This window comes from Pseudomonas sp. HMSC08G10 (genome assembly GCF_001808425.1).
GTDB lineage: Bacteria > Pseudomonadota > Gammaproteobacteria > Pseudomonadales > Pseudomonadaceae > Aquipseudomonas > Aquipseudomonas guariconensis.
On the sequence record NZ_KV793331.1, the window covers coordinates 72,238 to 95,295 of the forward strand.

Genomic DNA, 23,058 nt, shown 5'->3' on the forward strand with positions numbered 1-23,058 from the left:
GCTGGCATGGCGTTCACCGACCCATTCATCCGCCGCCCGGTCCTGGCCAGCGTGGTCAGCCTGTTGATCCTGCTGCTGGGCTTCCAGGCCTGGAGCAAGCTGCAGATCCGCCAGTACCCGCAGATGGAAAACGCCCTGATCACGGTGACCACCGCCTATCCCGGGGCCAATGCCGAGACCATTCAGGGCTATATCACCCAACCTTTGCAACAGAGCCTGGCCAGCGCCGACGGCATCGACTACATGACCTCGGTGAGCCGCCAGAACTTCTCGGTGATCTCGGTCTATGCACGCATCGGCGCTGACACTGACCGCCTGTTCACGCAACTGCTGGCCAAGGCCAACGAGGTACGTAACAAGCTGCCCCAGGACTCCGAAGACCCGGTGCTGAGCAAAGAGGCCGCCGACGCCTCGGCCCTGATGTACATCAGCTTCTACAGCCAGCAGATGAGCAACCCACAGATCACCGATTACCTTTCGCGTGTGATCCAGCCCAAGCTGGCCACCCTGCCTGGCATGGCCGAGGCGGAAATCCTCGGCAACCAGGTGTTCGCCATGCGCATCTGGCTGGACCCTGTGAAGTTGGCAGGCTTTGGCCTGGCGGCCACCGACGTGACCAACGCGGTCCGCCGCTACAACTTTCTCTCCGCTGCCGGCGAAGTCAAAGGCGAGTATGTGGTCACCAGCATCAATGCCACCACCGAGCTCAAATCCGCCGAGGCCTTTGCCAAGCTGCCGGTCAAGACCGTCGGCGACAGGCGCGTGCTGTTGGGCGATGTGGCGCGGGTGGAAATGGGCGCGGAGAACTACGACACGGTCAGCTCCTTCGACGGCCCGCCCTCGGTGTACATCGGCATCAAGGCCACCCCCGCCGCCAACCCGCTGGAGGTGATCAAGGAAGTCCGGCGGATCATGCCGACGCTGGAAGCGCAGTTGCCGTCGAATCTCAAGGTCTCCATCGCCTACGACGCCACCTTGTTCATCCAGGCTTCCATCGATGAGGTGATCAAGACCCTCGGCGAGGCCGTGCTGATCGTCATTGTCGTGGTGTTCCTGTTCCTGGGTGCCCTGCGCTCGGTGCTCATCCCGGTGGTGACCATTCCGCTGTCGATGATCGGCGTATTGTTCTTCATGCAGATGATGGGTTACTCGCTGAACCTTTTGACCTTGCTGGCCATGGTGCTGGCCATCGGCCTGGTGGTGGATGACGCCATTGTCGTGGTGGAGAACATCCACCGGCACATGGAAGAAGGCAAGACGCCCTTCGAGGCCGCCTTGGAAGGCGCTCGGGAGATCGCCATGCCGGTGGTGTCGATGACCATCACCCTGGCGGCGGTCTATGCCCCCATCGGCTTTCTCACAGGCCTGACCGGCGCGCTGTTCAAGGAGTTCGCCCTGACGTTGGCCGGGGCGGTGGTCATCTCCGGCATCGTCGCCCTGACCCTGTCGCCGATGATGTGCGCCCTGCTGCTGCGCCAAGAACAGAACCCCAGCGGTCTTGCCCACCGCCTGGACGTGCTGTTCGACGGCCTCAAGGTCCGCTACCAACGCCTGCTGCACGGCACCCTGAACAGCCGGCCGGTGGTGCTGGTGTTCGCCGTGATCGTGTTGTGCCTGATCCCGGTGCTCTTGATGTTCACCCATAACGAACTGGCGCCGGACGAGGACCAGGGGGTGATCTTCATGATGAGCAATGCCCCGCAAACGGCCAACCTGGACTACCTCAACGCCTACACCGATCAGTTCACACCGGTGTTCAAGACCTTCCCCGAGTACTACTCATCGTTCCAGATCAACGGCTTCAATGGGGTGCAGAGCGGTATCGGGGGCTTTCTGCTCAAGCCTTGGAACGAACGCGAGCGCACCCAGATGGAGTTGTTGCCGCTGGTGCAAGCCAAACTGGAAGAAATCGGCGGACTGCAGATCTTCGGCTTCAACCTGCCGTCGCTCCCGGGCACAGGCGAAGGCCTGCCGTTCCAGTTCGTGATCAATACCGCAGGCGACTACCCTGCCCTGCTGGAGGTGGCCGAACGGATCAAGGCCCGCGCCCAGGCATCAGGCAAGTTCGCCTTCCTCGACATCGACCTGGCCTTCGACAAGCCCGAGGTGGTGGTGGACATCGACCGGGACAAGGCAGCGCAGATGGGCGTGTCCATGGATGATCTGGGCGGCACCCTGGCAACGTTGCTGGGCGAGGGCGAAATCAACCGTTTCACCCTTGAGGGGCGTAGCTACAAAGTCATCGCCCAGGTCGAACGGCCCTACCGGGACAACGCCGGCTGGCTGAACAACTACTACGTGAAGAACGATCAGGACCAGTTACTGCCCTTGTCGACCCTGATCACCGTCAGCGACCGCGCAAGACCCCGCCAGCTCAACCAGTTCCAGCAACTGAACTCGGCGATCATCCAGGGCTTTCCACTGGTCAGTGTCGGCGAGGCGCTGCAGACCGTGCAGGCGATCGCCCAAGAGGAGGCACCGGAAGGGTTCTCGTTCGATTACGCTGGCACCGCACGGCAGTTCGTCCAGGAAGGCAGCGCCCTGTGGGTCACCTTTGGTCTGGCGCTGGCGATCATCTTCCTGGTGCTGGCGGCGCAGTTCGAAAGTTTCAGGGATCCGCTGGTGATTCTGGTCACGGTGCCGCTCTCCATCTGCGGCGCCCTGTTGCCGCTGTTCCTCGGCGTTTCGAGCATGAACATCTACACCCAGGTGGGGCTGGTGACGCTGATCGGCCTGATCAGCAAGCACGGCATTCTGATCGTCGAGTTCGCCAACCAGTTGCGCGAGCGAATGGGTGTGGATGCCCGCGAGGCCATAGAAGTCGCCGCAGCCATACGCCTGCGGCCGGTGCTGATGACCACTGCAGCCATGGTATTCGGCATGGTGCCGTTGATCCTGGCGACCGGGGCCGGTGCGGTCAGCCGCTTCGACATCGGTATCGTCATCGCCACCGGCATGTCGATCGGCACACTGTTCACCCTGTTCGTGTTGCCCAGCATCTACACGCTCTTGGCGCACCGGACCGTGGCGACGTCTTCACGGGTAACCCCGGTCCCACCAGGTCCGCCCTGATCCCTGTGGGAACGGGTTTTACCCGCGATGCGGTCGACACAAACAAAATTGGCGGGCAATAAAAAACGCCAGGGACCCTTCATTGGGCCCCTGGCGCTTCACCATCATGCGCTCGATCAACCGAACGGTCGCAGCCCTTGGCGCATACCGAACAGGAACAGCAACAGGTCATGATCCGGCTGGGCCGTATTCTGCTGCTTCACTTCGCGGGGCACCGCGCACAGGCCACCGATTTCGGCCTTGCTGAACACCGCCGGTCTAGGCTCTTCCCACGCCGCCACAGCAGCGGTGGTCACTGCCAGTGCCGCGACCAGGAACAAAGCTCGAGCGATTTCTAGTTTCATTGCTCTAACCCTTTGACAGCGCTGCCAAACGCCATCTGGTAAAAATAGAGCAGGCTCTGCCACTGTGCATCGTTGAGTGACGAATGGCGCCGCAATTGGCGCAGGTCCTTAGCGGCTGCGCGCTGGCAACTGATGCGCCGGCGGCACTTTTCCAGGTCCAGCAGCGCGACTTCGACCCGGGCCTTCTCGCCCTCGCCGATGACCTTGACGAACACATGCTTGCCATACAGGCAGCCGTGCTGCCAATGGCCCAAGTGCATGCGCGCCAGATTGTCGGCCAGCTCCTTGAGCATGCGTTCGTGCAGCACTTGCGGGTAACGCTCGCGGGCGCCTTCGGCATGCCAGGTGTCCAGGTCGACGAACCCGTCGAGCGCCTCGCTCACCAGCAGGGCTCGCCATTGGTGATCGGCGCCACGCTCGGCGCCAGCGAACACCAACCGCGGCACACGCACGCCAAGCTGCTCGAAACTGTTCAGGGCATCCAGCTCACGCAGTACCGTCGGGCGGCCGAACGGATGGCGCAGGCTGCGATAGATGTGACCGACCTGACGCTTGGCATACAGGACCTTGCCCTTCGCGTCGCTCAAACGCTGCACACCACTTTCCCCACCGCGCCGCTGGTTGGGCTCCTCCACCCATTCACCCTGTTGCTGCCAGTAGTACTCGAAATCGGACATCGCATTGCCGGCCACTGCCATGAACACCTACCCCTTGCGTAATACGTATACCCGCCACATCGCATACAACGGCAGGAAATCCAGACGGTCCTGAATTCTGAAACCGGCTGTAACAAACTCATTTTCGATGGTATCGACCGGCAACACAAAGCGATTTTGATAACTGCTCTGCGCGGCCTTCGCACTGCGCCGATGCTCGAGCTTTTTGCGTCGCCAGGCCTTGAAGTTGCCATCGACCCACAGCGACAGGATCACGCTGTCGCGGCTGACCCGATGAAACTCCGAGAGGATCGTCTTGCGGTGGGCGGCATCGCCGATGTGGTGGAACAGGCGCATGCAGAAAATGCTGTCCACCGCGTTGTCCGGCAAATCGATAGCGAATGCGGAAGTCTGCAAGGGGCGCACCCGGGCAACCACCTCTGGCGGCTGGGAAGTACAGGCGGTCTCGATCATGTCGGCGGAATTGTCGGCGCCGATGATCACCCGATTGGGCTTTTCCGCCAATAGCGGCCAGAAACGCCCTGCACCACACGGCAGGTCGAGTACCAGGCCAGGCTCCCCTGCAAGCGCCAGGGCGCGGCGGGCCAGTTGTTCGTCACGGTAATGGGAAAGGCGGCGTGCCAGACCATCTTGATGCTTGAGGAAGTACTCCTGGGCATGCTGACGGTCATACTTCTCGGAAAATGGGAGTTTGATCGGGCTCCGCATTGGGCATCTCCTGATTCAATTCCAGCCACTCTACGGAGCGAAGCGTTGGAATCAGGTCATGCCCATGTGAAAAATCCGTCATGCGTGCAACAGCATATTTCAGGTATCACCCCAACAGTGGGGCTTGGTCGCCGGCCTCGCTGTCCGCTGTAATCGCCTTGCCCCTGCTCAGGTCCACCTGGAAGCGACAGCCATGAGGCAACGTCGCCGTCAGGGTGACGCGCCAGCCCTGGTCGTCGCAGATCCGCTGCACCAGCGACAAGCCCAGACCCAGGCCCTCGCCACGGCGTTCGTCACCGCGCACGAAGGGGCGGAACATCGCTTCGCGCTGCTCCTCAGGGATGCCCACACCGCTGTCCTCGACGCTGAAACCGTTCGGTTCCAGGCTAAGACGAATGTAGCCACTGTCGGTGTAGTGGGCGGCATTGCGCAGGAGATTGCCCATCACCGATTGCAGGAACGTCGCGTTGTACAACACCGGGCTCGCACTGACCCGGCCGTCGTAATAAAGGGTCAGGCCCTTCTGTTCGATGGTATCGCGCCAAACCCCTACCAGGTCGTCGGCCACTTCGCTCAAGGTCGCCTGCGAAGCGACGGCGCCTTCATCGCGCTGGGCACGGGCCAGCATCAGGAAGGTCTTGACCAGCTCACGCATCTCCTCGGTCGCCCGCGCGATGCGCTCCACCTGGCTGCGTGAACGGCTATCCAAGTTGGGATTCTCCATCAGCAGTTCGCAGGAGGTGGCGAGCACCATCAGTGGCGTGCGCAGTTCATGGCTGACATCGCTGGTGAACAACCGCTCGCGGGTCAGGGCATCACGCAAGCGACCGAGCGTATCGTCGAAGGCCACGGCCAACTGCCCGACCTCGTCCGCGGCATAGTCCGGCGCCAGAGGGGGCGCAAGGCCCAGCAACTGGTCACGGTGGCGGACCTGCCGGGCCAGTCGGATCACCGGTGCCATCACTCGCCTGGCCAACAGCCAGCCCAGAGTCACCGCCAACACCAGACTGAGCACGAAGCCCACCACCACGACCGCGAACAGCACCCGCTCGCGCTCTTCGAAATCGCTCTGGTCCTGCAGCAGCACGTAGCGCCGGCCATCGACGATCTCGACCATCGCGTGATAGGAAAGCTGGTCGCGGAACACCTCGTGGAAGCCCGGCGTCAGGTGCCGCAAGTCCTTGGGCAGTTCGAAATCGTCACGCCCGCCACTGAAGTAGAACAGCTGGTCAGGACGGGGCCGATGGCTCCAGTCGCTGATGCTGTCCATGCGCAACAAGCGCTGCAAATCGCCACCGAGCACGGCGGAGATCAAACGCTCCTCGACCAGGTGGACCGTGGCAACGATGCCGAAAGCGAAGGCCCCGGCCACCAGGGCGCTCATCAACGCAAAGGCGATGATGATGCGCTGGGCAAGACTTTGCTTAAACTCCATCACGGCCCTCGGCGAGGCGATAGCCGACGCCATGGACGGTATGCAGCAACGGTTTCTCGAAGGGTTTGTCGATGACCTGACGCAACTGGTGTACATGGCTGCGCAAGCTGTCGCTGTCGGGGCAGTCGTCCCCCCAGAGGGCTTCTTCCAGCACCTCGCGGCGCAGCACGTGCGGACTCTTCTGCATCAGCACGGCCAGCAACTTGAGGCCGACCGGGTTGAGCTTGAGCAGGCGGCCCTGGCGAGTGACCTCCAGGGTGTCGAGGTCGTAGCTCAGATCAGCAACCTGCAACGTGCGTCGGCCACCCCCCTGGGAGCGTCGCAGCACTGCCTCGATACGCGCTGCCAGCTCCGACAGGGCAAAAGGCTTGAGCAGATAATCGTCGGCACCGGAACGGAAGCCCTGCAGGCGATCATCGAGCTGATCGCGGGCGGTGAGCATGATCACCGGGGTATCACGGCGGGCGTCTTCGCGTAGGCGTTTGCACAGGGTGTAACCGTCGATCCCAGGCAGCATGATATCGAGCACGATCAGGTCGTAGTGTTCGGTCGCGGCCAGATGCAGCCCGGACAGGCCATCCTGGGCGCAGTCGACGGTATAGCCTTTCATCCCCAGGTAGTCGGCCAGGTTGGCGAGGATATCGCGGTTGTCTTCAACCAGTAGAATGCGCATCGGTTTCTCCTGTACGACGCTTTCGCTCTGCGCGGCAGGCGCAGCTTAAGGCCATCGCCCGCGCCGCGCCAGCCTTAGGGCATTTGGCCGTTGCTGACGTATTTTTCACTGATCCTTCACGAACCCAGGATAGCGGCAGGCCGACAATGCCCGGCATTTATCGTCCCTGGAGTCGTCATGCAAGAAACCACCCGCCCCCGCCCGATCAACCTCTGGTTGTACCTGGGTATTCCGCTGGCCACCGTGGTGGCCCTGCTCCTGAGTGAATGGACCTCTTTGGACATGGACGTGGCCAATCTGGCCTTCGACCCAGTGGCTGGGGCATTCATCGGCCGTCATAGCTACTTTCTGGAAAACATCCTGCATGACCGGGTCAAGCAGATCGTGATCATCATGGGTTTGCTGTCCATTGTCGCCTTCATCGCCAGCTTCTTCTGGTCGCGCCTGTTCGGCTGGCGTCGCGAACTGGGTTGCCTGGTGCTGGCGCTTGCGCTCTCCACCTCCTTCGTCACCCCACTCAAGGCGGTGACCGAAGTCCAGTGCCCCTGGAGCCTGAGCCAGTTCGGCGGCAAGGAAACCTATAGCAAATTGATGGAGCATCGTCCGCAAACCGACAAGCCTGGCCGCTGCTGGCCAGGCGGCCACGCGGCAACGGGTTTCAGCCTGTTTGCGCTGTTCTTCATGCTGCGCGATCGCAGACCACGCCTGGCCCGTGCAGCCTTCACCGTAGCGTTCGTGACCGGTACCGTGCTGTCCATCGGCCGTATGCTGCAAGGGGCACACTTCCTGTCGCACAACGTGTGGACGGCGGTTTTCTGCTGGTTGATCGGGCTGGGCTGCTATTACCTGGTCTTGTATCGCCGAGGCATTGCGCTGGAGGCAGTGCCTCAACGCAGCGTGGCCTGAAGGGGCACGGTGCGCCCCATCGCAAGCTGTCGCCAGCTGCCACATCGATCTGTGGGAGCGGGTTTACCCGCGAGAAGCTGCGCCATCGGAGCAAAACACACGCCCAAGAAAAAGCCCCGCACTAGGCGGGGCTTTTTCATGCAGCGGGTGAGGCTGGCTTACATCATGCCGCCCATGCCACCCATGCCGCCCATGTCAGGCATGCCGCCTGCAGCTGGCTTGTCTTCCGGCAGGTCGGCAACCATGGCTTCGGTGGTGATCATCAGACCACCGATCGAAGCTGCGGCTTGCAGAGCCGAACGGGTGACCTTGGCTGGGTCCAGGATACCCATCTCGATCATGTCGCCGTATTCGCCGGTAGCGGCGTTGTAGCCGTAGTTGCCCGAACCTTGCTTGACCTTGTCAGCGACAACGCTTGGCTCGTCGCCGGCGTTGGCAGTGATCTGGCGCAGCGGTGCTTCGACCGAGCGACGCAGCAGGGCGATACCGACGTTCTGGTCTTCGTTGTCGCCTTTGAGTTCGGCAACGGCCTGCAGAGCGCGAACCAGGGCAACACCACCGCCAGGCACCACGCCTTCTTCGACGGCTGCGCGGGTAGCGTGCAGGGCGTCTTCAACGCGGGCTTTCTTCTCTTTCATCTCGACTTCGGTGCCAGCACCGACCTTGATCACGGCAACACCGCCAGCCAGCTTGGCCAGACGCTCTTGCAGCTTCTCACGGTCGTAGTCCGAAGAGGTTTCTTCGATCTGGGCACGGATCTGCTTGACGCGTGCTTCGATGTCAGCGTCGGAACCTGCGCCGTCGATGATGGTGGTGTTTTCCTTGGACAGGATGACGCGCTTGGCGTTACCCAGGTGCTCCAGGGTGGTGGTTTCCAGGGTCAGGCCGATTTCTTCGGAGATGACCTGGCCGCCAGTCAGGGTGGCGATGTCCTGCAGCATGGCCTTGCGACGGTCGCCGAAGCCAGGTGCCTTGACAGCCGCGACCTTGACGATGCCGCGCATGTTGTTGACGACCAGGGTAGCCAGGGCTTCGCCTTCGACGTCTTCAGCAACGATCAGCAGCGGACGGCCGGCCTTGGCAACGGCTTCCAGCACTGGCAGCAGTTCGCGGATGTTGGAGATCTTCTTGTCGACCAGCAGCAGCAGCGGGCCTTCCAGCTCGGCAACCATGGTGTCCGGCTTGTTGACGAAGTAAGGCGACAGGTAGCCGCGGTCGAACTGCATGCCTTCTACGACGGACAGTTCGTTTTCCAGGCCCGAGCCTTCTTCGACGGTGATGACGCCTTCTTTACCGACTTTTTCCATGGCTTCGGCGATGATTTCACCGATGGAGCTGTCGGAGTTGGCGGAGATGGTACCTACCTGGGCGATGGCCTTGGAGTCGGCGCAAGGCTTGGACAGGTTCTTCAGCTCGGCGACGATGGCAGCAGTGGCCTTGTCGATGCCGCGCTTGAGGTCCATCGGGTTCATGCCGGCGGCAACGGCCTTGAGGCCTTCGTTGACGATGGCCTGAGCCAGAACGGTAGCGGTGGTGGTGCCGTCACCGGCAGCGTCGTTGGCCTTGGAAGCGACTTCCTTGACCAGCTGGGCGCCCATGTTCTCGAAGGCGTCTTTCAGCTCGATTTCCTTGGCAACGGAAACGCCGTCCTTGGTGATGGTCGGAGCGCCGAAGCTCTTGGCCAGGACAACGTTACGGCCTTTCGGGCCCAAGGTCGCTTTTACTGCGTCAGCCAGAACGTTAACGCCAACCAGCATTTTTTTACGGGCGGAATCGCCGAATTTTACGTCTTTAGCAGCCATGATCGTTTAATCCTTGAATTCTAGAATGCTTCTGGAAACCGGGAGGGGGAATCAGCCTTCGACGACAGCGAGGATTTCGTTCTCGCTCATCACCAGCAGGTCTTCGCCGTCGACTTTGACGGTGTTGCTGCCCGAGTAAGGGCCGAAGACCACTTTGTCGCCCACTTTGACGGCCAGGGCACGAACTTCGCCGTTGTCCAGGATGCGACCGGTGCCGACGGCGACGACTTCGCCGCGGTTTGGTTTTTCAGCGGCCGAACCCGGCAGGACGATACCGCCAGCGGTTTTCGATTCTTCTTCGCTGCGACGGATGACGACGCGGTCATGCAGAGGACGAAGCTTCATTGTCGATCTCTCCCAAATTGTGGTTTTCATCGGCCGGTGTCGATACCGGCGGGTTGATACGGTCCGGCGTTGCCGGTCAGGGCTCGCACGGGACGAGCCCCGTATATATGTCTGGTGTCGCCACCAGAAACCTTGCGGTGACCCATACATGTGGTCGGCAAAATCAATTACAAGGCTTGGCTCGGAAAATTTTTCATCGACTTGAAAAAAGCGAGGGCCGCATCGCCTTCCATCGCAGCTTTACCGGCGATGGAAGGCGATGCGGCCCCTGGAACGTTACTTGTCGTGCCGCTCGTACTCACCCTCGATCACATTGGGGCGATGGCCGGCATCGTTGGGACGAGACTGGAACGGGTCATCCTGAAAGGCCCGCTGGCGCATGGCCTGGGCTTCGGCGCGCTGACGCATCTTGCGTGCGGCGAGATGACGGGTGAAAGGCAACAGGCACAGCAGGCCCAACACGTCGCTGATGAAGCCCGGCAGCAACAGCAGGCCACCGCCCAGCGCCAGCATCATGCCTTGGAACATGTCCTCGGCGGGCAGTTCGCCGCGCTGCAGACTCTCACGGGCGCGCAGGGCGGTGGCCAGCCCGGCCACCCGCATGACCAGCACACCCAAAGCGGAACCGGCGATGATCAGCAGCAGCGCCGGGAAGAAACCGATGGCGGCACTGACCTTGACGAAGACGAACAGCTCCAGCACCGGAAAAATCAGAAACAGCAATAGAAAAGCACGCATCAAAGGATCCTCGGCGGAAGAAAACCTTCCATTACGACCACCAGATGGATGCGTGGACTCGGCATTTCAACCCTCGACTTTCGCCGTAACCGGCCATTGGTCGGCGCGGGCCAGCAAGACCAAGGCTTCGCGAACCTGTATCGGCGTATTGCAAACCTGGGGGAAAGCCAACCAGTGGATACCCTGGCCGATGCGAAGGTGCATGCCCTCGCTGTCGATGCCGACCAGCTCGGCAGGTGCGGTGCGCGGCAGGTCGGTCAGCGCTACGTAATGCGCAATGGCATTGGCGTGATCACTGTTCATGTGCTCGATCATGCTCGCCTCGACCTTGCCGGCGAAGGGGTTGGCCAAGGTGACCTGGTCGAGCCAATGGATTGCGCCGAAACCACCGATATAGCGGTGGCGCACTGGCTGCAGGACCCAGAAATCGAAATCATGGGCCTTGTGATAGTTGGCCGCTTCGGGAAAGTAACGGTAATAACGCTCGGCCGCCGCTTCGATGGCCGCCTCGTCGGTGAGCTTGTGCGCCTCGGCCATCACCGTCAGGCGCCCTACCGCCTGGACATCCTCGGCATCGCGCTCGCCCACCAGCAGTGAGCACTTGGCATCTTTCTGCAGGTTATGCGTGTGCTGGGCGATGCGGCTGATGAGGATCAGCGGGCGCCCTTCGGCGTCAAGACAGTACGGCACCACGGAGCCGAACGGATAGCCGGGCATGGATTTGGAATGGGTCGAAAGCACGCCGCGGTATTCCTTGAGCAGGAGTTCTCGGGCGGGGCGCAGGGCGTTGTCACTCACGAAAGGCGCTCCTGGTGGCGGACTGGTTGGCTGACAAGATAAGCATTATCCCTGTCGGGTGCCAAGATTCCCCACGCGCCAGGGAGCACTGCCTTGCTCCCTGGCGCCCTGTTCGCGAAGGGCTGCGTGGCAGCCCAGGCGCTCACCAGGTCACGCCAAAGCCTGCGGTGTAGCGGGTTTTATCCAGGTCGCTGTCACGCGTACCGCTGATGATGTCTTTCTCTGCTTTGAGGTTGAGCGAGGCCCATTCGGTGACTTTGTAGCGCAGGCCTGCCTCGGCATCCAGCGCATAGTTCGCCACACCGCCCAGCGGTTTACCCACCTCGCCGCGGGTGAACAGCTCGACACTCTTGCCGATCAGATAGCGGTTGTAGTCCCACTTCACGGCAGCGGAATAGAAATTGTCCTTGCCGCCATCGCGGTATTCGAAATCCGTGCGGTTGATCAACGAGCCAAGGGAGAAAGCCCCCAACTCGTCGTCCCAGAACTGGTAGCCCGGGCCAGTACCCACGGTGCGCTGGCGAGCCAGGTCCTCGACATGGTCACGCTTGTATTCCATACGCCCCTGCCAGAACCACTTGTCGGTGATGAAGCGGTCCAGTGCGTATTCGGCGCTCCAGTTGTTGGTGGTGGTGACGTCGTCCTTGGTCTCGCGGTTGTACTCGCCTTCGGCGTTGTGCCGCCAGCGGCCATGGCGGGCGGTGGTCTTGAAGCTGATGTCGTAGTCGTCGGTATCGTTTTCGGCGCGCTTGTAGTCCATGGCCAGGTCCACATTGCCTTTCCACAGGAAGTCTTCGACCAGCGGCTGAGGCTTCATGATCTGCTCGATGCTGGCAAGGTCCACGGTCTTGGGGACATCGCCATTGGCCAGGGTGACTTTGCCGGGCTCGGCGGCCTTGAGCGACTTGGCCTTTTCACCGCTATAGGCGTCCTGCTTGACCAGCAGTTCCTGATCGCTTTCCAGGGTCTGCACTTGCTTCCAGTCCAAGGCGATGGCACCGCCGTAAGTGGTTTGCAACAACAGCTTGCCACCATCGAAGACCTTGATCGTGCCACTGAGCCTGTCGCCGTTTTTCATCCATACCGTGTCGGCAAACGCCGGCACGCAGGACAAGACAGCGAGAATGAAAAGCAGGGTTCTAGAATACATAAGCTGACTACAGGTTCGATTTGACGAAAAAAGCCGGGCATTATCCAGATCGCCACGACCAGAGCAAGGACAGACCCAGACCATGCCGTTGAGTTCCACTCTCATTTATCCCGACCGTTGGTCCGCTTTCATCTGCAGGCCAGGGGGCCTTTGATGTCCGGTTCCTCACACGCCTCCACCGACGAGGCCCAGGCCCGACGAATGGCGCTGTACTCGGTGCTCGGCGAGATTCCACCCGGCAAGGTGGTCAGCTACGGTGAGCTGGCCGAGCTCGCAGGGCTGGGCCGCGCGGCGCGTTGGGTGGGTCGCACTCTCGGACAACTGCCTGCGGACACCCGCTTGCCCTGGCATCGGGTGCTCGGAGCCGGCGGTCGCCTGAGCCTGGCGTTGGGCACCCCGTCAGGAGACGAACAGCGCGCACGATTGCGTGCAGAAGGCGTGACAGTCAGGAACAATCGCGTGGATATGTCGCGTCACGGCTGGCGTCCAATGGAGCACAGCGGTTAGAGTGCGCGTTTTGTTTTCGCAAACTTGAGGCAGATGTTGGCCCATGCCCCGTAAAACCTGGCGCGCTGCGCTCGCTGCCTATGCCAGCCCGTCGACCTTGGTGCTTTTGTTGCTCGGCTTCGCCGCCGGCCTGCCCTACATGCTGGTGTTTTCGACATTGTCGGTCTGGCTCCGGGAAGCCGGCGTTGCCCGCGAAACCATCGGCTATGCCAGCCTGATTGGCCTGGCCTACGCCTTCAAGTGGGTCTGGTCACCGTTGCTCGACCAATGGCGCCTGCCAGTGCTCGGCGCTCTGGGCCGTCGCCGCTCTTGGCTGCTGTTTTCACAGATGCTGGTGATGATCGGCCTGGTCGGCATGGGGCTGTGCGACCCGCAAAAGCACCTTTCCTGGCTGATTGCCCTGGCCGTGCTGGTGGCGTTTGCCTCGGCCACCCAAGACATCGCCGTCGACGCCTACCGCCTGGAAATCGCCGATGACCAGCGCCAGGCCGCCCTCGCCGCCAGTTACATGGCCGGTTACCGGGTCGCCGCCCTGCTCGCCACCGCCGGCGCCCTGTTCTTCGCCGAATGGTTCGGTTCCACCGGCTTTAGCTACCTGCATCAGGCCTGGACCGGCACTTACGTACTGTTCGGCGTGCTGATGCTGCCAGCTGTGTTCACCACGCTGGTGATGCGCGAACCGCCGGTGCCCATGCGCACCCAGCTGTCGGCGGCGCGCTATGGTCTGGTACACCAGCTGGCGTCGGTGTTCGTGCTGATCATCCTGCTGGTGTCGGTACCGGCGAGTTTCACCCAGATGTTCAATACCGGATGGTCGAGCGTGATTTCCGGCGACGCGACGGTTCTGGACCTGCTGATCGAGGACCGTGCCTTCCTGCGCCTGATTCTCTATGTGCTACTGACCTGGGCCTGCCTGTCGTCCCTGGGCCGGCGGGGCCTGGCGCCTGTGCTGACACCGGTCAACGACTTCATCCTGCGCTATCGCTGGCAGGCGCTGCTGCTGCTGGGCCTGATCGCCACCTATCGCATGTCGGATACCGTGATGGGTGTGATGGCCAACGTGTTCTACATCGACCAAGGCTTTACCAAGGACCAGATCGCCAGCGTCAGCAAGATCTTCGGCTTGATCATGACCCTGGTCGGCGCGGGTATCGGTGGCCTGTTGATCGTACGCTTCGGCATCCTGCCGATCCTGTTCATCGGCGGTGCGGCGTCGGCGGCGACCAACATCCTGTTCCTGATGCTGGCCGATATGGGTCCGAACCTGGAGATGCTGGTGGTCACCATCTCGCTGGACAACTTCAGCTCGGGCCTTGCCACCTCGGCCTTCGTCGCCTATCTGTCGAGCCTGACCAACCTGAAGTTCTCGGCGACCCAGTACGCCCTGCTGAGCTCGATCATGCTCTTGCTGCCACGTTTGATCGGTGGCTATTCGGGCGTGCTGGTAGAGAAGTTCGGCTACCATGACTTCTTCCTGATCACCGCCCTGCTCGGCGTGCCGACCCTGATCCTGATCGCCTTGCACTGGCATCAGGAAGCCGGCCGAGGCAAACAGGCGCCGGTGGAAGACTCCGCGGCCGAGCGCCCTTGAGGAACAGGGGCCGCCTTGCGGCCCCCCAAACCCAGGGTTTGCTTTCCAGTGAGTGAGTACGGAAATATTTCGTACAGCGCCTAGGCCACGGCTCCTTCGTCCCGGCGCCCACCCACCACGTACCACAACGGCCACAGCGCCAGCGCCCCGGCAATACCTGCCGCCAACGCGAAGTGCAGCAGGCTCGCCCCCGCCCCCAACATCGCCAGCAACGCGCCACCGAGCCCCAACAGGGCAATGGTGATCATGCCCAGCATGGCCGATACCAGCCCCTTGCTCTGCTCGCTGGAGAATAGGGTCATGCGGTACAGGACCGCATTGGCCACCCCCAGGCCCAAGGCATACAGGGACATCCCCGCGACCAGGCTGGTCACCGTCGGCCAGGTCCAGGTGGCCACGACCATCAGGCACAGCCCCGCTAGGTAGGGCCACAGCGCGCCGCGTACCAGGCTAGGCAACGGATAGCGGTCGGCGATGCGGTTGATGATCAAGTTGCCCAGAATCAGCCCACCAAACACTGGCAATTGCCACAGCGCATACTCCATCGTGCTCAGGCCCTCGTCGCTGATCAACAGCACAGGCGACAGGCCGATCCAACCGATCAGTGGCAAGCCCACCAAACCCAGCGCCGCGCTGCCCGCGACGAAGCGGCGGTTGGCCAGCAACTGGCCATAACCCGCCAGCAGCGGCAACAGGTGAATCGGCGTGAAGGGCAACCGCGAGCCATCGCGCCGCTCTACGCCCAGAGTTTCCGGCATCAACCGGTACAGCAGCAGCCAGGTCAGCACCGCGCCAGCGGCGAACGCCAGGAACAACCAGCGCCAGTCCAGCCATTGCAACAGCAAGGTGCCCACCAATGGGCCCAATAGCGGCGATAGCAGGGCGATGTTGGCCAACAAGGCCATCATGCGTACCGCATCGGCTTCGCTGAAGGCCTCGTTCAGCGCCGGGTAGCTGACCGTGACGACGAAGCCCAGACCTACGCCCTGCAACAAGCGCAGCAGATTGAACAGGCCAATGTCGTGTACCCAGTACGTGGCCAGGCAAGCCACGCCAAAGAACGCGCAACCAGCCAGCAACAGCGGGCGACGACCGTAGCGATCGGCCAGCGGACCGATCAGCCATTGCAACAGTACACCGCCGAGCAGGTACAGGTTCAGGGCGTGGGGAATGTACTCGGGGCTGGCCTTGAGGTCGTCGACCACCACGGGCATGGCGGGCATGACCGCATCGCTGGCGAGATACGTCAGCAATTCGAACAGGGCCAGGGTCAGTGCGAACAGCAAGGCTCGCAGGGGCGTGATATGCAGCAATGGCTTCATGATGAAAAACAGCTGGAAACAGGAGGGATCAGCCTATATGCCAGAAATGACAGGATCAGGCTGTGAACAAGTGTAATGGAGAGAAAACGCATCGCGGGGCAAGCCCCACTCCACCGATCGTATGCGCGTTGCACACTTGCGCTGCATCGGTAGGAGTGGGCTTGCCCCGCGACACTACGTCGTGCGGTGCAGCTTACTGCACAGCCGGCTCCTGCACTACGCGGATAACCCGCTGCGGGAAGGGAATGTCGATGCCTTCAGCCTTGAGGCGATCGCGAGCATGCTCGTTGAGCATGAACATCACGTCCCAATAATCGGCGGTCTTGACCCACACACGCAGGGACACGGTGATCGCACTGTCGCCCAAGGTGGAGATCACCGCCTGCGGGGCGGGATCCTGCAGGACCCGTGGATCCTTGGCCAGGTCCAGCAAGACATTGCGGGCTTTCTGCAGGTCGGCGTCATAATCGACGCCCACATCGAACACGACCTTGCGGGTGGGCTGGCGGTTGAAGTTGGTGACGATACCGTTGGACAAGCTGCCGTTGGGCATGATCACGGTCTTGTTGTCACCGGTGCGCAGCACGGTGTGGAAGATCTGGATACTGTCGACGGTGCCGCTCACGCCCTGGGCTTCGATCCAGTCGCCGATACGGAACGGGCGGAACAGCAAGATCAGCACGCCACCAGCGAAGTTCGCCAGGCTACCCTGCAGGGCCAGGCCGATGGCCAGGGCAGAACCACCGATGGCCGCCACGAACGAGGTGGTCTCGATGCCGATCATCGAAGCCACACTGATCGCCAGCAGAATCTTCAGCACGATATTGGCGATGGTACTGATGAAGCTTTGCAGCGCCGGATCAGGGTTGCGCATCCCAACCAGCTTGCCCAAGCGAGCGCTAAGCTTGTTGGTGACCCACCAACCGATGGCCAGGGTCACCAGCGCGAGCGCCACACGGCTGCCGTATTCCATGATCAAAGGGATCCAGGTCTGCGATTGGCGGACCAGCTGATCGACTTCAGCGTTCAAATCCATATTCATCTCCTGATGCCGGATGACACATACACGAAAAAACAGGCCGCGGAAATTCCGCGGCCTCAGGGCCCCATGGACATCAATACGCCATCAAGGTTCCTGCGATACCTGATCAGTCGCGGAAGTTGTTGAACTGCAGCGGCATGTCGAACTCCTTGGTGCGCAGCAGGGCGATGGCTTCCTGCAGGTCGTCACGCTTCTTCCCGGTGACGCGCACTTGCTCGCCCTGGATGGCGGCCTGGACCTTCAGCTTGCCGTCCTTGATGGTGGCAACGATCTTCTTGGCCAGATCCTTGTCGATGCCCTCGCGGAACTTGGCTTCCTGCTTCATTTCCTTACCCGAAGGGTAAGCGTCCTTGACTTCCAGGCACTTGACGTCGATCTTGCGCTTGACCAGTGCCAGGCGAAGGATCTCGATCATCGCCTCGAGCTGGAATTCCGCCTCGGCGGTCAGAAGCACGGTCTGCTCCTTGTCCTTGAACTCGAAGCTGCCCTTGCCCTTGAGGTCGTAGCGACGGTCCAGTTCCTTCACCGCGTTGTCCACGGCGTTGGTGACTTCGTGCTTGTCCAGTTCCGATACCACGTCGAACGAAGGCATGGTTGTTCTCCAAAAATAAAAGCGCGCTCGGTCGGATGGAGCGCGCCAGGTTTGACGGTTAAAATGCGGACTCATTATAACGGGTTGCGAAACGCAGATGAGCAGCACCTGGCATATTCTCGGCGCCGGTAGCCTCGGCAGCCTCTGGGCCTGTCGCCTGGCCCGCGCCGGCAAGGCGGTCCGCCTGATCCTGCGTGACGAGCAGCGCCTGGCCGCGTACCAGGCCGCCGGCGGCCTGACCTTGCTGGAGCAGGACCAGACCAGCCACTACGCGATTCCCGCCGAAACCGACCAGGCCCACGCGCCTATCCACCGCCTACTGGTGGCCTGCAAGGCGTATGACGCCGCGCCTGCCATCGCCTGTCTGGCGCCTCGCCTGGCCGCGGGCGCCGAATTGGTGCTGCTGCAAAACGGCCTGGGCAGCCAGGATGAAGTGGCCGATCAGGTGCCTCACGCCCGGTGCATCTTCGCCTCAAGCACCGAAGGTGCCTTTCGCGAGGACGACTGGCGCGTACGCTTTGCCGGGCAAGGCTTCAACTGGCTGGGCGATCCTGTGAACCCGTCTGTGCCGCAATGGTTCGACGATCTGCACGATGCCGCCATCCCCGCCGAATGGACGGTGGATATCCTCACCCGCCTGTGGCGCAAACTGGCGCTCAATTGCGCAATCAACCCGCTGACCGTACTTCACGACTGCCACAACGGTGGTCTGCTGGCACACCTGGAGCAAGTCTCCACCCTGTGCGTAGAACTGGCCGATCTGCTGCGTCGTTGCGGCCAGCCAGAAGCCGCCGAGGGCCTGGATGAACAGGTGCAACGGGTGATTCTGGCCACCGCGGCCAACTACTCTTCCATGTACCAGGATGTTCGCCATGGCCGTCGCACCGAAGTGCACTACCTGCTTGGCCACGCCTGCCGGGCCGCTGCCCGCCATGGCCTGAAGCTGCCGCATCTGGAACAGTTGCACCAGCGCCTGGTCGATAACTTGAAGGCCCGTGGCCTGCCCAGCGACTGACGCTGGCCCTTCAACCGCACAGAGGACGCACCCTCGCCCATGACCTTGCGCCAACGCCTGGAAAATCTCCCGGTCGGGCAGAAGCTGCTGGCGGCCCTGCTGGTATTGCTGGTCACCATCCTGCTGGTGGCCAACCTCACGTTCATCAGCGCCGCCTACTGGATCACCCAGGAAAGCATGGCGCCCCAGGCCCTGCAGACCATCGGTCGGCTGGTGTCCAACCCGCAGCTGTCGGCCCGCGCCGGCGACTCACCGCAAACGGCCACGGCACTGCTCAAGGAGCTCGACAGCTACACCCCGTTGCGTGCGGCGGCCTTGTACGGCAGCGACGGACGCATGCTGGCCCAACTGCAACACGGCGAGCCGCTGGCGCTGCCCAAACGCTTTCGCAACATCGATGGCTGGCGCCTGATGGAGTTTCGCAGCACCCAGCTGATCCGCCTGCCTCGCGACGGCGGCCCGCCAGCGCACCTGCTGCTGGTGGCCAGCAGCGAATTGCCCGTGGCCTTCTACACCGGCACTCTGACCGCCAGCCTGGCGATCCTAGTGTTCAGCATCCTGCTGTGGATGGTCATTGCCCGGCAAATCAAGCGCCTCATCACCCAACCGATCAACCAGCTGGAGGAGCTCAGCCGTCAGGTTACCCGCGAGGAGAGCTACGCCTTGCGCGCCCAGCGTGGCAACGACGACGAGATCGGCAGCCTGGCCGAGGCGTTCAATACCATGCTCTCGCGCATCGAGGCGCGCGAGCAGCAGCTCAAGCGCACGCGCGACGAGTTCCAGATGGCCTATGACCAGGCCCAGGGGTTGGCCGAGGAAACCCGCCATACCAACCGCAAGCTGGAGCTGGAAGTCCAGGTGCGCAGCAAGATCGAGAAAAAACTCACAGGCTTCCAGAACTACCTCAACAGCATCATCGACTCCATGCCCTCGGCCCTGATCGCCCTGGACGAGCAGCTCTACGTGACCCAATGGAACCACGAAGCGACCGTGCTCTCGGGCACGCCCCTGGATGAGGCGTTGAACCAGCCGATCTTCATCGCATTCGAACCGCTCAAGCCGTTCCTCCCGCAGCTCAAGGAAAGCGTCGAGAAACACCGGGTGGCGAAAATCGAACGGGTCACCTGGCCCAAGGGCGAGGACCTGCGCCACTATGCCCTGACCTTCTACCCCTTGACCGGCGGCGGAGGCCGGGGGGTGGTGATTCGAATCGACGACATCACCCAGCGTCTGTCGCTCGAAGAGATGATGGTGCAATCGGAAAAAATGCTGTCGGTGGGGGGGCTGGCCGCCGGCATGGCCCATGAGATCAACAACCCGCTCGGGGCCATCCTGCACAACGTACAGAACATTCGCCGACGGCTATCGCCTGAACTGCCACGCAACCAGGAGCAGGCCGCGGAGCTGGACATCGACCTGGCGACCGTCAACCGCTACCTCGAAAGCCGCGACGTACCGCAGTTGCTCGACGGCATCCAGCAGGCCGGTGCACGGGCGGCGAAAATCGTTACCCACATGCTCAGCTTCAGCCGCCGCAGCAACCGACAACTGGTGCCCTGCGACTTGCCGGCCCTGATCGACCAGGCGGTGGAAATCGCGGGCAACGACTTCGACCTGACGGTCGGTTTCGACTTCAAAGGGCAAAACATCGTGCGCCAGTTCGACCCCGCATTGGGGCCGGTGCCCTGCACCGCCAACGAGCTGGAGCAAGTGCTGCTGAACCTGCTCAAGAATGCAGCCCAGGCCATCCATCAACGGCCACAACCAGCCGAACCTGGGCGTATCGTCCTGCGTACCCGGCTCAACCCGCCCTGGGCGGAAATCCAGGTCGAAGACAACGGCGTCGGGATGCCGGAGTCGGTGCGCAAACGCACCTTCGAACCATTCTTCACCACCAAGGAGATCGGCCAGGGCACAGGGCTTGGCCTGTCGGTTTCGTACTTCATCATCACCAACAACCACAAGGGGCAGATGGAGGTTCACTCCGCACCCGGCCAGGGCACCTGTTTCACCCTGCGCCTGCCCCTTGGTCAGCCGGCACCGATGGCGTCGGCCAACTCGGAGGCATGACATGGGCTATCGGCTGTCGAAGATCTACACCCGCACCGGCGACAAGGGCGAAACAGGCCTTGGCGACGGTCGCCGGGTACCCAAGGATCATCCGCGGATCGAGGCGATCGGCGAGGTGGACAGCCTCAACAGTCAACTGGGCGTGCTGCTCGCCGGGCTGCAGAGCGCAGGGCTGGAGGAGTTGATCGAGATTCTGGCGCCTTGTCAGCACCGGCTGTTCGACCTGGGCGGCGAATTGGCGATGCCCAGCTATCAAGCCTTGGACCAAGTCGAAGTAGAGCGGCTGGAAGCGGCCATCGATCGCTGGAACGAGGAGCTCGGCCCCCTGAAGAACTTCATCCTGCCCAGTGGCTCGGCGCTGGTGGCCCAGGCCCACGTGTGTCGAAGCCAAGCGCGCAGCGCAGAGCGTCGGTGCCAGCAGTTGAATGCCATCGAGCCGCTGGATGGGGTGGGCTTGGCATACATCAACCGGCTGTCCGATCTGTTGTTCGTCGCAGCGCGGATCATCGGGCGTCGCCAAGGGGTCGCAGAGGTGCTGTGGCAGGCTGCGGCCAAACCGCAGGCCTGATGTCGCAGCTAAACCCGCTCATACAGGAAAGGTGTTGACCGTGTACGAGCGGGTTTACCGGCGAATGACCGAGATCAGGACTGCGGCCAGAATGCCCGGATACCTGCCACGCCCTGGGCACCAGCTTCCCAGGCACGCTCACGCTCCCCGGCGCCAACCCCTCCCAGCAGGAACACCGGATGATTGACCCCCTGGATCAACCGCCCAGCCTCCTCCCAACCCAACGGGGTAGCCTCTGGATGAGTCTGGGTCGCCTGCACAGGCGACAAGGTGACGAAATCCACTCCCATCTGCTCGGCCAAGGCCAGCTCTTCAGCATTGTGGCACGAAGCCGCCAACCAGCGCGTCTTCGGGAACGGTCGCCCATTGGCGGCGTACTTGCGCAGTTGTGCGGACGTCAGGTGCCAACCCGCCGACGGGAAGTCGCCCAGCCATTCCAGCGGTCCCTTAAGCATCAGCTGGGCCTTGCCGGCACACAGCCCGACCGCATCCACTGCCACATCACGGTATTTGGGATCGTACATGTCCGGCGCACGCAGCTGGATCAGACGGATGCCGCCTGCGATGGCCTTCTGGATGCCGCGCAGCAATTCGGGCGCCTCCAGGCCATCGGGGGTGATCAGGTACTGGTCCGGCAGTCGCGCGGCAGCAACGATCGGCTTGTTGGCCTCAGGGAACTCGTATTGCCCCAAATCCCGTGGCGCTACCCAAGCCAGGGGCTGGCCCTCGGCGCCATGAGGTTCGCCGGTGAAGGCGTCCACCTCACGGACATCCAGCAGCACCTGTTTGTCCGGGTAGTCGTGGCTGACCTTGATAAGTGGTCGCGAGCCCGTCACCTCGATACCCAGCTCTTCGCGCAACTCACGCGCAAGCGCCACCTCGATGGCCTCACCCTCTTCCACCTTGCCGCCAGGGAACTCCCACAGGCCGCCCTGGTGCTGGGTATCGGCGCGTCGGGCAATCAGGATGCGCCCATCTGCGCCACGAATGACCGCCGCAACAACATGAATCCGTTTCACCCTTCTCGCTCCGCCAGGCCAGCCTTCTGCCAGGCCTGGAAGGCCGGCCATTGATAAATGGTTTCAATGTAAGCGGCCGCTTCGGCCGGAACTTCGACGCGGTAGGTGCGCAGACGCACCGCCACCGGCGCGAAGAACGCATCGGCCAGGCTCGGCTTGCCGAACAGGAACGGCCCAGGCTCCTTGGCCGCCAGTCGGCACTCAGACCACAGGGCAACGATTCGGTCGATATCGACTTGCACGTCCAGCGGCATGTTCTCCAGCGCTTCATCGCGAGACAGATCGAACGGCATCGTGCTGCGCAGCGCCATGAAACCACTGTGCATCTGCGCACACGCTGAACGCGCCTGGGCACGGGCAGCGATGTCCGCCGGCCACAGTTGGGCCTCCGGATGACGTTCGGCAAGGTATTCGGCAATGGCCAAGGAGTCGGCGATGACGCCGTGCTCGGTCTTGAGCAGCGGCACCTTGCCGGTAGCGGAGAATTCGAGGATACGTTTGCGGGTATCGGGCTGGTTCAGGGTGATCAGCGTCTCTTCATACGGCACGCCAGCCAGCTCAAGGGCCAGGGCACCGCGTAGCGACCAGGATGAGTACAGCTTGTCGCCGATGATCAGGTGATAGCTCATGGTTCGGCTCCATTGGATCGGAATACTAGGGACTGCTGTGCAGCGCTTCGCGGGC

General features: G+C 62.2%; 22 protein-coding genes. 7 read left to right on the top strand and 15 right to left on the bottom strand.

What is annotated here, in order from left to right:
- Positions 1 to 6 precede the first annotated feature (6 nt).
- Positions 7 to 3,072: a multidrug efflux RND transporter permease subunit gene (locus HMPREF3173_RS20305; protein WP_070576134.1), complete on the top strand. Its 3,066-nt coding sequence runs from the start codon at positions 7 to 9 to the stop codon at positions 3,070 to 3,072.
- Between the two features lie 116 nt (positions 3,073 to 3,188).
- Here HMPREF3173_RS20305 and HMPREF3173_RS20310 read toward each other — a convergent pair whose 3' ends face one another.
- The 5 genes from HMPREF3173_RS20310 to colR form a co-directional block, all read right to left on the bottom strand.
- Complete coding sequence (locus HMPREF3173_RS20310) at positions 3,189 to 3,416, bottom strand: hypothetical protein (protein WP_070576137.1); 228 nt, start codon at positions 3,414 to 3,416, stop codon at positions 3,189 to 3,191.
- Positions 3,413 to 4,114, bottom strand: coding sequence for a lipopolysaccharide kinase InaA family protein (locus tag HMPREF3173_RS20315; RefSeq protein ID WP_070576139.1), 702 nt, complete (start codon positions 4,112 to 4,114; stop codon positions 3,413 to 3,415). The genes HMPREF3173_RS20310 and HMPREF3173_RS20315 overlap by 4 nt, the downstream gene beginning before the upstream one ends.
- Positions 4,115 to 4,120: 6 nt before the next feature.
- Positions 4,121 to 4,801 carry a class I SAM-dependent methyltransferase gene (locus HMPREF3173_RS20320; protein WP_070576143.1) on the bottom strand — a complete coding sequence of 227 codons (681 nt, stop codon included), beginning with the start codon at positions 4,799 to 4,801 and terminating at the stop codon, positions 4,121 to 4,123.
- Between the two features lie 106 nt (positions 4,802 to 4,907).
- Entirely contained in the window at positions 4,908 to 6,236 is a 1,329-nt protein-coding gene (locus HMPREF3173_RS20325; RefSeq protein WP_043213545.1) for a sensor histidine kinase, read from the bottom strand.
- Complete coding sequence (gene colR / locus HMPREF3173_RS20330; RefSeq protein WP_043213544.1) at positions 6,226 to 6,909, bottom strand: two-component system response regulator ColR; 684 nt, start codon at positions 6,907 to 6,909, stop codon at positions 6,226 to 6,228. Before colR ends, HMPREF3173_RS20325 begins: the two co-directional genes overlap by 11 nt.
- 177 nt (positions 6,910 to 7,086) lie before the next feature.
- Here colR and HMPREF3173_RS20335 point away from each other — a divergent pair, with 177 nt between their 5' ends.
- Positions 7,087 to 7,815 (top strand): phosphatase PAP2 family protein, encoded by a 729-nt coding sequence (locus HMPREF3173_RS20335; RefSeq protein ID WP_070576146.1) that lies wholly within the window; start codon positions 7,087 to 7,089, stop codon positions 7,813 to 7,815.
- Positions 7,816 to 7,973: 158 nt separating this feature from the next.
- Here HMPREF3173_RS20335 and groL read toward each other — a convergent pair whose 3' ends face one another.
- The 5 genes from groL to HMPREF3173_RS20360 all read right to left on the bottom strand — a co-directional run bounded on the left by groL (position 7,974) and on the right by HMPREF3173_RS20360 (position 12,648).
- Entirely contained in the window at positions 7,974 to 9,617 is a 1,644-nt protein-coding gene (gene groL, locus HMPREF3173_RS20340) for a chaperonin GroEL (protein WP_043213539.1), read from the bottom strand.
- A gap of 51 nt (positions 9,618 to 9,668) precedes the next feature.
- Positions 9,669 to 9,962: a co-chaperone GroES gene (locus tag HMPREF3173_RS20345; RefSeq protein ID WP_009395550.1), complete on the bottom strand. Its 294-nt coding sequence runs from the start codon at positions 9,960 to 9,962 to the stop codon at positions 9,669 to 9,671.
- A 276-nt stretch (positions 9,963 to 10,238) separates the two neighbouring features.
- A complete protein-coding gene (locus HMPREF3173_RS20350; protein WP_070576149.1) occupies positions 10,239 to 10,700 on the bottom strand; it encodes an FxsA family protein in 462 nt (153 codons plus the stop codon).
- Positions 10,701 to 10,766: 66 nt separating this feature from the next.
- Positions 10,767 to 11,498 carry a HugZ family pyridoxamine 5'-phosphate oxidase gene (locus tag HMPREF3173_RS20355; RefSeq protein ID WP_070576152.1) on the bottom strand — a complete coding sequence of 244 codons (732 nt, stop codon included), beginning with the start codon at positions 11,496 to 11,498 and terminating at the stop codon, positions 10,767 to 10,769.
- A 142-nt stretch (positions 11,499 to 11,640) separates the two neighbouring features.
- Complete coding sequence (locus HMPREF3173_RS20360; protein WP_043213529.1) at positions 11,641 to 12,648, bottom strand: DUF481 domain-containing protein; 1,008 nt, start codon at positions 12,646 to 12,648, stop codon at positions 11,641 to 11,643.
- A gap of 153 nt (positions 12,649 to 12,801) precedes the next feature.
- Between HMPREF3173_RS20360 and HMPREF3173_RS20365 the strand changes: the two genes are divergently transcribed.
- Both HMPREF3173_RS20365 and HMPREF3173_RS20370 read left to right on the top strand, forming a co-directional pair.
- Entirely contained in the window at positions 12,802 to 13,155 is a 354-nt protein-coding gene (locus HMPREF3173_RS20365; protein WP_070576155.1) for an MGMT family protein, read from the top strand.
- Positions 13,156 to 13,198: 43 nt separating this feature from the next.
- Positions 13,199 to 14,746 carry an AmpG family muropeptide MFS transporter gene (locus HMPREF3173_RS20370; protein WP_070576158.1) on the top strand — a complete coding sequence of 516 codons (1,548 nt, stop codon included), beginning with the start codon at positions 13,199 to 13,201 and terminating at the stop codon, positions 14,744 to 14,746.
- An 80-nt stretch (positions 14,747 to 14,826) separates the two neighbouring features.
- Here HMPREF3173_RS20370 and HMPREF3173_RS20375 read toward each other — a convergent pair whose 3' ends face one another.
- From HMPREF3173_RS20375 to HMPREF3173_RS20385, 3 genes are all read right to left on the bottom strand, one after another.
- The gene (locus HMPREF3173_RS20375; RefSeq protein WP_070576162.1) at positions 14,827 to 16,068 is read right to left on the bottom strand and encodes an MFS transporter; all 1,242 of its coding nucleotides are present in this window, start codon (positions 16,066 to 16,068) and stop codon (positions 14,827 to 14,829) included.
- 193 nt (positions 16,069 to 16,261) lie between these two features.
- A complete protein-coding gene (locus tag HMPREF3173_RS20380) occupies positions 16,262 to 17,104 on the bottom strand; it encodes a mechanosensitive ion channel family protein (protein WP_043213521.1) in 843 nt (280 codons plus the stop codon).
- A 112-nt stretch (positions 17,105 to 17,216) separates the two neighbouring features.
- Positions 17,217 to 17,702 carry a YajQ family cyclic di-GMP-binding protein gene (locus HMPREF3173_RS20385; protein WP_043213519.1) on the bottom strand — a complete coding sequence of 162 codons (486 nt, stop codon included), beginning with the start codon at positions 17,700 to 17,702 and terminating at the stop codon, positions 17,217 to 17,219.
- A gap of 97 nt (positions 17,703 to 17,799) precedes the next feature.
- Between HMPREF3173_RS20385 and HMPREF3173_RS20390 the strand changes: the two genes are divergently transcribed.
- The 3 genes from HMPREF3173_RS20390 to HMPREF3173_RS20400 are packed head-to-tail and all read left to right on the top strand — an operon-like array spanning position 17,800 to position 21,355.
- The gene (locus tag HMPREF3173_RS20390) at positions 17,800 to 18,717 is read left to right on the top strand and encodes a putative 2-dehydropantoate 2-reductase (RefSeq protein ID WP_070576164.1); all 918 of its coding nucleotides are present in this window, start codon (positions 17,800 to 17,802) and stop codon (positions 18,715 to 18,717) included.
- A gap of 39 nt (positions 18,718 to 18,756) precedes the next feature.
- A complete protein-coding gene (locus tag HMPREF3173_RS20395; RefSeq protein ID WP_043207541.1) occupies positions 18,757 to 20,787 on the top strand; it encodes a sensor histidine kinase in 2,031 nt (676 codons plus the stop codon).
- A 1-nt stretch (position 20,788) separates the two neighbouring features.
- On the top strand, positions 20,789 to 21,355 hold the full coding sequence (locus HMPREF3173_RS20400) for a cob(I)yrinic acid a,c-diamide adenosyltransferase (protein WP_070576167.1): 567 nt from the start codon (positions 20,789 to 20,791) through the stop codon (positions 21,353 to 21,355).
- A 74-nt stretch (positions 21,356 to 21,429) separates the two neighbouring features.
- Here the strand turns inward: HMPREF3173_RS20400 and HMPREF3173_RS20405 are convergent, their stop codons facing one another.
- Together HMPREF3173_RS20405 and HMPREF3173_RS20410 are read right to left on the bottom strand one after the other, a co-directional pair.
- Positions 21,430 to 22,374, bottom strand: a complete 945-nt coding sequence (locus tag HMPREF3173_RS20405) for a Nudix family hydrolase (protein WP_070576169.1) — start codon at positions 22,372 to 22,374, stop codon at positions 21,430 to 21,432.
- The gene (locus HMPREF3173_RS20410; protein WP_043207534.1) at positions 22,371 to 23,003 is read right to left on the bottom strand and encodes a glutathione S-transferase family protein; all 633 of its coding nucleotides are present in this window, start codon (positions 23,001 to 23,003) and stop codon (positions 22,371 to 22,373) included. Before HMPREF3173_RS20410 ends, HMPREF3173_RS20405 begins: the two co-directional genes overlap by 4 nt.
- Positions 23,004 to 23,058 lie beyond the last annotated feature (55 nt).

Bases quoted from the DNA above. Each gene is read 5' to 3' on its own strand.
- HMPREF3173_RS20305 (WP_070576134.1), top strand. From the start codon at position 7: ATGGCGTTCACCGACCCATTCATCCGCCGCCCGGTCCTGGCCAGCGTG.
- HMPREF3173_RS20310 (WP_070576137.1), bottom strand. From the start codon at position 3,416: ATGAAACTAGAAATCGCTCGAGCTTTGTTCCTGGTCGCGGCACTGGCA.
- HMPREF3173_RS20315 (WP_070576139.1), bottom strand. From the start codon at position 4,114: ATGGCAGTGGCCGGCAATGCGATGTCCGATTTCGAGTACTACTGGCAG.
- HMPREF3173_RS20320 (WP_070576143.1), bottom strand. From the start codon at position 4,801: ATGCGGAGCCCGATCAAACTCCCATTTTCCGAGAAGTATGACCGTCAG.
- HMPREF3173_RS20325 (WP_043213545.1), bottom strand. From the start codon at position 6,236: ATGGAGTTTAAGCAAAGTCTTGCCCAGCGCATCATCATCGCCTTTGCG.
- colR (WP_043213544.1), bottom strand. From the start codon at position 6,909: ATGCGCATTCTACTGGTTGAAGACAACCGCGATATCCTCGCCAACCTG.
- HMPREF3173_RS20335 (WP_070576146.1), top strand. From the start codon at position 7,087: ATGCAAGAAACCACCCGCCCCCGCCCGATCAACCTCTGGTTGTACCTG.
- groL (WP_043213539.1), bottom strand. From the start codon at position 9,617: ATGGCTGCTAAAGACGTAAAATTCGGCGATTCCGCCCGTAAAAAAATG.
- HMPREF3173_RS20345 (WP_009395550.1), bottom strand. From the start codon at position 9,962: ATGAAGCTTCGTCCTCTGCATGACCGCGTCGTCATCCGTCGCAGCGAA.
- HMPREF3173_RS20350 (WP_070576149.1), bottom strand. From the start codon at position 10,700: ATGCGTGCTTTTCTATTGCTGTTTCTGATTTTTCCGGTGCTGGAGCTG.
- HMPREF3173_RS20360 (WP_043213529.1), bottom strand. From the start codon at position 12,648: ATGTATTCTAGAACCCTGCTTTTCATTCTCGCTGTCTTGTCCTGCGTG.
- HMPREF3173_RS20365 (WP_070576155.1), top strand. From the start codon at position 12,802: ATGTCCGGTTCCTCACACGCCTCCACCGACGAGGCCCAGGCCCGACGA.
- HMPREF3173_RS20370 (WP_070576158.1), top strand. From the start codon at position 13,199: ATGCCCCGTAAAACCTGGCGCGCTGCGCTCGCTGCCTATGCCAGCCCG.
- HMPREF3173_RS20375 (WP_070576162.1), bottom strand. From the start codon at position 16,068: ATGAAGCCATTGCTGCATATCACGCCCCTGCGAGCCTTGCTGTTCGCA.
- HMPREF3173_RS20380 (WP_043213521.1), bottom strand. From the start codon at position 17,104: ATGGATTTGAACGCTGAAGTCGATCAGCTGGTCCGCCAATCGCAGACC.
- HMPREF3173_RS20385 (WP_043213519.1), bottom strand. From the start codon at position 17,702: ATGCCTTCGTTCGACGTGGTATCGGAACTGGACAAGCACGAAGTCACC.
- HMPREF3173_RS20390 (WP_070576164.1), top strand. From the start codon at position 17,800: ATGAGCAGCACCTGGCATATTCTCGGCGCCGGTAGCCTCGGCAGCCTC.
- HMPREF3173_RS20395 (WP_043207541.1), top strand. From the start codon at position 18,757: ATGACCTTGCGCCAACGCCTGGAAAATCTCCCGGTCGGGCAGAAGCTG.
- HMPREF3173_RS20400 (WP_070576167.1), top strand. From the start codon at position 20,789: ATGGGCTATCGGCTGTCGAAGATCTACACCCGCACCGGCGACAAGGGC.
- HMPREF3173_RS20410 (WP_043207534.1), bottom strand. From the start codon at position 23,003: ATGAGCTATCACCTGATCATCGGCGACAAGCTGTACTCATCCTGGTCG.